The organism is uncultured Limnohabitans sp. (assembly GCF_937889215.1).
Lineage (GTDB): Bacteria > Pseudomonadota > Gammaproteobacteria > Burkholderiales > Burkholderiaceae_C > Limnohabitans_A.
The window spans coordinates 1-5,385 of the sequence record NZ_CALBEX010000116.1 but is presented as its reverse complement, the minus strand read 5'-3'; the positions used below and the strand labels follow the sequence as shown (position 1 = coordinate 5,385).

Sequence of the window (5,385 nt, the reverse complement as noted above, 5' to 3'; positions counted from 1 at the left end):
GTCTGCACGCTGGCCCCATAGCGCCGGGCATTTTCCAGCAGGTTGCGCACCATGCGCCGCAGCAGTTTGGCCACGCCAGGCACTTCGAGTTGGGCCAGGCCTTCGGGCACGTCAAATCTTGCCCCGACCCTCGCACACTCTTCGGCGCACAGGCCCACCAAGTCCACGGGCTCGATGGTGCCGATGTCGGCTTCTTTGGCGTCCAAGCGGCTGGCCAGCAAGATTTCGTCGATCAGTTGGTCGAGTTCGGCCATGTTGCGCAAGATTTCGGCCCGGCTGCGGGCCAAAGCGTCAGCGTCAACCGCAGGGCCGTTCATCAGCTCCAGCCCCATGCGAATGCGCGCCAGCGGCGAACGCAACTCGTGCGAGGCGTTGGCCAGCAATGATTTTTGTGAGGCCATCAGGCCTTCGATGCGCTCGGCCGCTGCATTGAAGCGCTGCGACAGGTCGGCCACTTCGTCGTCGCCTTGCACCGGCATGCGCACCGACAAGTCGCCCTCGCCCCAGCGCTGCACGCCGCGCTGCAGGCCCTCGAGCCGCTGCGTGAGTCTGCGCACCACCGGGTAGAGCCCCAGCGCCACCGCCAAGCCAATCAGGCCCAGCATCCAAAAAAAGGCGGAGGGCTTGGCCCACCAAGGCATGTCCTTGCGCGGGTGCAGAGGCGGGCGACGACCCGAAGCGGGCCGGTCGCCACTGCGCTGCACTTGCAACTGCAGTTGTTGGCCGTCGGGCAGGGTCAGGTCAAATTCAAGCGGTGCGCCCGGCCTGGCCCGTGGGGTGCTGGTGGCCAACACCTCGCCTTGGGCATTCATGACCACCCATTCGCGTGAGGGTGGGCTTTGGTGTTCCATGCTGGCCCGCCAAAAGAAACCCACCACCAACATGAGCAAAGCCACGCCCAGCACCACGGCCAGCCAGATGCGCAGGTAAAGGTGGCGTGACCACTGGCGCTTCAAAGCTTGGATCGGCATGGGTTCAGTCTTGCTGGCGGGCAAACACATAGCCCACACCGCGCACCGTCAGGATGCGCTGGGGGGCTTTGGGGTCGGCCTCGATGGCGGCGCGGATGCGGCCCATGTGCACGTCGATCGAGCGGTCAAACGCTTCGAGTTCACGGCCGCGCACGGCTTCCATGATTTGGTCTCGCGTGAGCACGCGACCCGCGCGTTCGGCCAGCGCCACCAACAGGTCGTATTGGTAAGAGGTCAGCTCGCAGTCTTGGCCTTTGACGCTGACGCGGCGGGCGTCGCGGTCGATCTCGAGCGAGCCAAATTGCAGCAGCTTTTGGGTCGTGTCATGGCCGGTAGTGTTGCCGGTGTTGTGGCGTCGCAAAATGGCTTTGATGCGGGCCAGCAATTCGCGGGGCTCAAAGGGCTTGGGCAGGTAATCGTCGGCGCCCATTTCCAGGCCGATGATGCGGTCCATCGGATCGCCTTTGGCGGTGAGCATGAGCACCGGCACTTGGCCCGAGCTGCCGGGCAGGGCGCGGATGCGCTGGCAAACCTGCAGGCCATCCATGTCGGGCAGCATCAGGTCCAACAACACCAACTCGATGCCCGGGTTTTGCAAACGCGCCAAACCGCTTTGGGCATCGGGCGCGTGGGCCACATCGAACCCGTTTTGCCCCAAGTAGTCCGCCACCATGCCCGCGAGGCGAACATCGTCTTCGATCATCAAGAGTTGTTGCATGGTTGGATCATCGCCTTTTTGCAAGCGCTGGGCGTGTCGGTTGTGTAAATCTGGGTAAATTCGGGGCGTCCAACAATGGCTCATCCATGCGCTCAACGGTTTGTTATCCCAGGGTCAAGCCCGGGGTGACAACTTTTGGGTGGGCGGCTTGTTCGCGTGCACCCTTGACGCCAACGCTACCAACACCAGCACGGGCAAACCCAACCAAGCGGTGGCCGTGAAGAAGCTGGCGTAGCCATGCGCATCCACATAGTCGCCCGAAAACCCGGCGATGAACTTGGGCAGCAGCAGCATCATGGAGCTGAGCAGGGCGTATTGCGTGGCCGAATAGCTGATGTTGGTCAGCGACGACAAATAAGCAATGAACGCAGCCGACGCAATGCCGCTGGCCAGGTTGTCGGCCGAAATGACCCAGACCAGCGCCTGCACGTCGTGGCCCACGCCGCTGAGCCAGACAAACAGCAAATTGCTGGCCGCACTCAAAGCCGCGCCCAGCATGAGCACGCGCATCACGCCCAACCGCGCCGACAGCACGCCGCCCACAAACGCGCCCACCAGGGTCATGACGATGCCGTAGACCTTGGTCACGCTGGCCACTTCGCTTTTGGTGAAGCCCATGTCCACATAAAACGGGTTGGCCATGATGCCCATGACCACGTCGGAGATGCGGTAGACCGCAATCAGCGCCAACAGCAGCACCGCTTGCCAGCGGTAACGCAACCAAAAATCGGCAAAGGGCTCGAGCACCGCACCCTTGAGCCACTCGGCCACATTGCGTGCTGGCGCAAAGGGCGCGGGCACCGGCTCGGGCGAGGCCAGCACCACCCACATGCCCGGTAGCATGCTCAGCGCCATGACCAGATAAGCCGCTTGCCAAGCCGATTGGGCGTAACCCGTGGCTTGCTCACCTTGGACAAAGGCCGCCACCCACAACACCCCCGCCCCGGCCCAGATCATGGCCAAGCGGTAACCCGTTTGGTAACTGGCCGCCAAGGCGGCTTGGGCGTTCACCTCGGCCGACTCGATGCGGTAAGCGTCCAGCGCGATGTCTTGCGTGGCCGAAGCGATGGCCACGGCCAAAGCGCAAGCGACCAAAGGGCCGAGCAGTTGCGAAGGGTCGTTCAGGGCCATGCCCACCAGCCCGAGCGCAATGGCGAGCTGAGACAAAAGCAACCAACTGCGCCTGCGCCCCAACTGACGCGTGAGCCAGGGAATCGGCAGGCGGTCGACCAAGGGAGCCCACAACCATTTCACGCCATACGCCAGCCCGACCCAGCTGAGGTAACCGATGGTGCTGCGGTCAATGCCCGCCTCGCGCAGCCGGAAACTGAGCGTGCCCAGCACCAGCAGCAGCGGCAAGCCCGCCGCAAAACCCAGCGCCAGCATGCGCAAGCTGGCGGGCTGCAAATACAGGCGCAGCGCCTCGCGCCAAGTGCGCACGGTGGCGGGCGGCGCGTTGTTGTTGGGGGCAGCAGAGAGGGCAGGATCGGACATCTGCGGATTATCAACTGCAGCGCATTCGGCGACTGTGCCCGTCATCGCCGGTGACATTTGCTAACGCATCGCCCGGCGGCAAGGCGTCAAAACCCGCTGCATTCGTTATGATTTGTGGACCATGTGTTTTATTTGCAACCTCAAAACCTCCGCCCCTCACGCAGAAGCCAGCGCAGCGGCTCCTACATCGCCTCGCTGGCAAGCCCGGCGAACGTTCCTCTTGGCAGCCGGTGCGGGCGCAGCAGGCTCGGCCTTGGCCCAGGTGGATGTCGGCTCGTCTTCCGGTTTGCGCAAACTGGTGCCGGCCGAGACGCTGGAAAATTCGGCTCGCCAGCAATACGCGCAGGTGCTGAGCGAGGCCCGCCAAAAAGGGGCCCTGGCCCCCGACAACGACCCGCAGCTGCAGCGCCTGCACAGCATTGCCCAAAAGCTCATTCCCCACACCGCGCAGTGGAACCCGCGTTCGCGCGATTGGAAGTGGCAGGTCAACCTGATCGGCAGCCAACAGATCAACGCTTGGTGCATGCCGGGCGGCAAGATCGCCTTCTATACCGGCATCTTGGCGCAACTGAAGTTGAACGATGACGAAGTGGCCATGATCATGGGCCATGAGATGGCGCACGCCCTGCGCGAACACGCCCGTGAGCGCTTGGCCAAAAGCCAGGCCACCAGCTTGGGTTTGTCGATCGCCTCGCAGCTTTTGGGCTTGGGATCTTTGGGCGATGCCGCAGCCAACTTGGGCACCCAGTTGTTGACACTCAAGTACAGCCGGGACGACGAGACCGAATCGGATTTGGTGGGCTTGGAAATTGCTGCCCGTGGCGGCTTCAGGCCCGAGGCGAGTGTGAGCCTGTGGCAAAAGATGCAAGCGGCCAGCGGCAACGGCAGCCCCTCTTTTTTGAGCACACACCCCAGCGGGGCCAACCGCATTCAGGAATTACAAGCCAACCTGCCCAAGGTGCAAAGCTTGTACGAGCGAGCCCGCCGCGGATAAGAAGAGGACCGATCAGGTCCCGCCGACATAAGGGTTGCTTTGCCGCTCACGCCCGAAAGTGCTTTCGGGGCCATGGCCGGGAATGAACACCGTGTCGTTGCCCATGGGCCACAGGCGCTCGGTGATGCTGGCGATCAGGTCGTCGTGGTTGCCTTGCGGAAAATCGGTGCGGCCAATGCTGCCGGCAAACAGCACATCGCCCACAAAAGCACGCTTGATGTCGGGCGAATAAAACACCACATGGCCGGGTGTGTGGCCCGGGCAGTGGCGCACCTGCAAGGTGTGCGCCCCCAGCGTGACGGTGTCGCCATCGGCCAGCCAGCGCGTGGGCTTGAACACCCGTGCGGGCGGAAAGCCATAAGCCGCAGCGGCCTGCGGCAAACCATCGATCCAGAACTGGTCTGCGGGGTGCGGCCCCACGATGGGCAAACCGCCCAGCTGCTCCGCCAGGTCGGCGGTGCCCGAGGCGTGGTCCAGGTGGCCGTGGGTGATCCAGATTTGTTCGAGCTTGAGGCCATGCTGCTGAACGGCCCCCAAGATCAAATCAAGATCGCCGCCCGGATCGACCACCGCCGCCTGACGGCTCTGGTCGTCCCAGACCAAGGAGCAGTTTTGCTGGAAGGGCGTAACGGGGATGGTTTGGTATTGGAGCATGGGCAAATTATAGGAAGTGGCTGCGCGCCACCGGTGTGGACACGCCTGTGTGTGGTGCGCCGGACAGACTGAGCTGAGGCGCTCTTCTATCTTGAAGATTCTGGCTGAGCTGGTGCCATGGTGGCGCGGGCACAGGCCAGGCATTCATTTTCAAGACAAGGAATCTAACCATGCACACACCCCATCCAATGATCCGAATTTCAGCTGTGAGCCTGCTGCTCGCTGCCTCTTTCGCCCTGGCCGCCTGCGCGGGCATGACGCCACAAGAAAAGAGCACCGCCATTGGCGCAGGTGTAGGGGCCATTGGTGGCTCGATCTTGACCGGTGGCAGCCCGACTGGTGCCCTGGGCGGTGCGGCGGTCGGTGGCGTGATCGGTCACGAGATCAAAAAAGCCAAATAAACAGGCAAAACAAAGCCCGCACACAAAGACTGTGTGCGGGCTTTACGCCCGCCTGCTGCGCAGGCGGGCGCAGGGGCTTCAGCTTTGTGGCTGCATGCCCATGACTTCCACTTCAACCCGGCGGTCCACGCGCAAGCAAGTGATCAGGGCCTG

The 5,385-nt window shown here is 63.1% G+C and carries 6 protein-coding genes; 2 read left to right on the top strand and 4 right to left on the bottom strand.

Annotated features, from left to right (window positions below):
• The 3 genes from Q0341_RS03035 to Q0341_RS03025 all read right to left on the bottom strand — a co-directional run.
• Positions 1-971: HAMP domain-containing sensor histidine kinase (locus Q0341_RS03035; protein WP_299510463.1), on the bottom strand; the 971-nt coding region annotated here is incomplete at its 3' end.
• Positions 972-975: 4 nt separating this feature from the next.
• Positions 976-1,689 carry a response regulator transcription factor gene (locus Q0341_RS03030; protein ID WP_299510462.1) on the bottom strand — a complete coding sequence of 238 codons (714 nt, stop codon included), beginning with the start codon at positions 1,687-1,689 and terminating at the stop codon, positions 976-978.
• A 114-nt stretch (positions 1,690-1,803) separates the two neighbouring features.
• Positions 1,804-3,183 (bottom strand): MFS transporter, encoded by a 1,380-nt coding sequence (locus Q0341_RS03025; RefSeq protein WP_299510461.1) that lies wholly within the window; start codon positions 3,181-3,183, stop codon positions 1,804-1,806.
• Between the two features lie 121 nt (positions 3,184-3,304).
• Here Q0341_RS03025 and Q0341_RS03020 point away from each other — a divergent pair, with 121 nt between their 5' ends.
• Positions 3,305-4,177, top strand: a complete 873-nt coding sequence (locus tag Q0341_RS03020) for a M48 family metallopeptidase (protein WP_299510460.1) — start codon at positions 3,305-3,307, stop codon at positions 4,175-4,177.
• Positions 4,178-4,189: 12 nt separating this feature from the next.
• On the opposite strand, the gene Q0341_RS03015 is transcribed toward Q0341_RS03020, so the two are convergent.
• On the bottom strand, positions 4,190-4,831 hold the full coding sequence (locus Q0341_RS03015) for an MBL fold metallo-hydrolase (protein ID WP_299510459.1): 642 nt from the start codon (positions 4,829-4,831) through the stop codon (positions 4,190-4,192).
• 170 nt (positions 4,832-5,001) lie between these two features.
• Between Q0341_RS03015 and Q0341_RS03010 the strand changes: the two genes are divergently transcribed.
• A complete protein-coding gene (locus Q0341_RS03010) occupies positions 5,002-5,232 on the top strand; it encodes a glycine zipper 2TM domain-containing protein (RefSeq protein ID WP_299510458.1) in 231 nt (76 codons plus the stop codon).
• Positions 5,233-5,385 lie beyond the last annotated feature (153 nt).

Excerpts from the sequence above, each read along its gene's own strand:
- Q0341_RS03030 (WP_299510462.1), bottom strand. The coding sequence starts at position 1,689 with ATGCAACAACTCTTGATGATCGAAGACGATGTTCGCCTCGCGGGCATG.
- Q0341_RS03025 (WP_299510461.1), bottom strand. The coding sequence starts at position 3,183 with ATGTCCGATCCTGCCCTCTCTGCTGCCCCCAACAACAACGCGCCGCCC.
- Q0341_RS03020 (WP_299510460.1), top strand. The coding sequence starts at position 3,305 with ATGTGTTTTATTTGCAACCTCAAAACCTCCGCCCCTCACGCAGAAGCC.
- Q0341_RS03015 (WP_299510459.1), bottom strand. The coding sequence starts at position 4,831 with ATGCTCCAATACCAAACCATCCCCGTTACGCCCTTCCAGCAAAACTGC.
- Q0341_RS03010 (WP_299510458.1), top strand. The coding sequence starts at position 5,002 with ATGCACACACCCCATCCAATGATCCGAATTTCAGCTGTGAGCCTGCTG.